Annotated in this window: 3 protein-coding genes and 2 pseudogenes; 2 read left to right on the top strand and 3 right to left on the bottom strand. The window is 65.3% G+C overall.

The features are described from left to right. A pseudogene (locus tag VN856_RS11690) lies at window positions 1-310 on the top strand (glutathione S-transferase family protein); the annotation flags it as partial. A gap of 71 nt (window positions 311-381) precedes the next feature. Beyond that, window positions 382-546, top strand: coding sequence for a hypothetical protein (locus VN856_RS11685; protein WP_325689129.1), 165 nt, complete (start codon window positions 382-384; stop codon window positions 544-546). A 33-nt stretch (window positions 547-579) separates the two neighbouring features. On the opposite strand, the gene VN856_RS11680 is transcribed toward VN856_RS11685, so the two are convergent. The 3 genes and pseudogenes from VN856_RS11680 to VN856_RS11670 form a co-directional block, all read right to left on the bottom strand. After that, entirely contained in the window at window positions 580-1,014 is a 435-nt protein-coding gene (locus VN856_RS11680) for a cupin domain-containing protein (RefSeq protein ID WP_325689127.1), read from the bottom strand. Window positions 1,015-1,094: 80 nt separating this feature from the next. Further along, window positions 1,095-1,595, bottom strand: a complete 501-nt coding sequence (locus tag VN856_RS11675) for a DUF2771 domain-containing protein (protein WP_325689125.1) — start codon at window positions 1,593-1,595, stop codon at window positions 1,095-1,097. After that, window positions 1,592-2,456, bottom strand: a pseudogene (locus VN856_RS11670) (MFS transporter); the annotation flags it as partial. The pseudogene VN856_RS11670 and the gene VN856_RS11675, both read right to left, overlap by 4 nt.

The raw sequence follows: 2,456 nt of genomic DNA, 5'->3' as shown, positions 1-2,456 counted from the left end.
CTACCACGGACACTTCAAGTGCAATCGGAGCAAGCTCACCGAGATGCCGGTGTTGTGGGCCTACGCGCGAGACCTGTTCCAGACGCCGGGTTTTGGCGACACCATCGACTTCGTCCAGATCAAGCAGCACTACTACATCGTGCATGCCGACATCAACCCGACACGCATCGTGCCGAAGGGTCCCGAGTTGGCAAACTGGTTGACACCGCATGGTCGGGAAGCGTTGGGCGGCAGGCCTTTCGGCGACGGCACACCACCTGGTCCGACCCTTGAGGGTGAGCGGGTACCGCGGGGCCAGGGATTGCCCTGACTGGGTTTCGAAGCGCTCGATCCTGGACATCCTGCTCGAAAGCGCTTTTACGGCTCAGAGAAAGATCTCGCATGACCGAGCACACCAGCAGTGCTGATCCAAATCCCAAAGATGCCCGGAAGGTGACCGAGGACCAGCGTGAAGAGCAGGATCTACTGGAGCACCAAGGCGGCGACCCGGACGCGCCTGGTTTGCAGCAGTCTCAGGACGACATTGCCGACGAGAGTTCGCGGTAGGTGAGATCGCGAGACGCATGCTGTTGTGCTGGGTCAGGGATGCGGATACTCGCGCGCGGCCGGCTCGGCGAATTTGTCCAGCTCCGGCAGGTTTACCACGATCGGGTCGGTGCCTGAACGGGTGACAACCCAGACGGTCGGTTGCTCGGCGGACGCGTTGATCTCCTGGTGCACCGTGCGCGCGGGGATGAACACGAAATCTCCCGGGCCCGCTTCGACGACGTGCTGCAGGCGGTCGCCCCACCGGTATCTGGCGGTGCCTTCCAGCACGTAAAGAATCGTTTCCTGATCTCCGTGGTGGTGTGCACCGGTCGCTGCACCGGGCAGGACCGTGCTGAGGAATGCGCTCAGTACCTTGGCGTCGGGGTTGCGGCTGTCGAAAGCGACTTGCCGGAGGAGTCCCGACGTCTGCGGAGTCTTATCGGAGAGTTCACTTTGCCGGACGACGCGCACCGAAGGCTCGTGCATCGCAGATTCCTTTCTGTTCTGTGACACACGTTCCGCGCCTGGTTATTTGATTGCAAGTGCGGACACGGGACTGCTCGGCGCTAGTTCCACACCGTCCGAACCGACCATTCGGCATGGGGGACACCCTGCACCTCACCGGACGGGTCGACGACCACCGTCATCAACTGCACCGCGATTCCGCTCAGTCGACCGTGGTGTGGATCGACGGTGGGAATGGTGACCGCCAGCCGGCTGTCCGGCCGGTAGAACGTCGTCGCGGGTATGGCGGAGTCCTCGTATACCCGCAATAACCACCAGGGCGCCCGCCCTATCGACGGTGGCACCGAAAGCTGCACGGGGTCACGGGAATTCACCGGCAGCTCACCCTCTGTCTCGGGGATGTCGCAGTCGGTCAGGTTGAGCACGTTGCAGTAGCGGTAGGGGCCCACCCGAGTCAGGTGGCCGTGTGAGTACGCGCTGATCTCGGGGCGCTGTGGACCGTGTTCACGCGCGAGCGCCCAGGCGCCGACTCCGGCGGCGATCGATGCGAGCACCACAATCGCGAGCAGCACGGCGACCGCGGGCTTACCCGTGGACTTCACTGTCGCGGCACCGCCGCGGTGGTCGGCTCGCTGCGCTCACCTTCCTGCTCGACCATCACCGGCCGGTTGCCGCCGAGGCCTGGGATCAGCGAATCGCCGTGGAAGCTGACCACGGTCTGGGCCAAGCCCAGGATGAGCACCGACTCGACGACGCTGAAGCCGACCCATAGATCGGTGTAGAGCAGCACACCCAATGCGCCGCCGAGCACCCACGCCAGTTGCAGCGTCGACTCCGAACGCCCGAACGCCGACGCGCGTGATTCCTCGGGCAGGTCGTCCTGCAACGACGCGTCCAAAGCCGCCTTGGCGATCGCGCTCGAACCCGACGTGACCAGGGTGGCGATCGCGGCCATCAGCAGGTTGCCGGCCACCGCCGCGGCCAGCGCGATACCGGTCACCGCCAACGTGCAGCGCACCACCAGAACGGCGGGCCGGCCCAGCCGCAGCCGCGCACTGGCGAAGTTGCCGGCGAAGTTACCGACGGCGGCGGCCGCGCCGATCAAGCCCAGCATGCCCAGCTGCACCCAGCCGTTGGCCTGATGCGCCTTGGCGACGAACGCCGGATACAGGAACAGGAACCCGACCATCACCTTGATTGTGCAATTGCCCCACAGCGCGGTGATGATGTTGCGGCCCAACGGTTGTCGAAGTGCTCCGCTGGCCCGCTTGACCTCTTCGGGCCAATTCCGCTTCCGGTTGCCCTGCCGGTAACTCAGCGTCGCCGGCACCTCGCCCGCGGTGACCTCGACCCAGCGCGGAATCCGCATCGACAGAAACGCACCCGCCGTCGTCACGGCGACGACGACGAACAGGGCGCCGGGCAACTGCAGCAGCCGGTCGCCGGCGTATTCGAGCCCGCCC

The sequence above is a fragment of the Mycobacterium sp. genome (assembly GCF_035603715.1).
Classification (GTDB): Bacteria; Actinomycetota; Actinomycetes; order Mycobacteriales; family Mycobacteriaceae; genus Mycobacterium.
This window is presented reverse-complemented; position numbering and strand designations above follow the sequence as displayed.

What these genes read in the sequence shown, in the direction of transcription:
- VN856_RS11685 (WP_325689129.1), top strand. Translation starts at nt 382, where the DNA reads ATGACCGAGCACACCAGCAGTGCTGATCCAAATCCCAAAGATGCCCGG.
- VN856_RS11680 (WP_325689127.1), bottom strand. Translation starts at nt 1,014, where the DNA reads ATGCACGAGCCTTCGGTGCGCGTCGTCCGGCAAAGTGAACTCTCCGAT.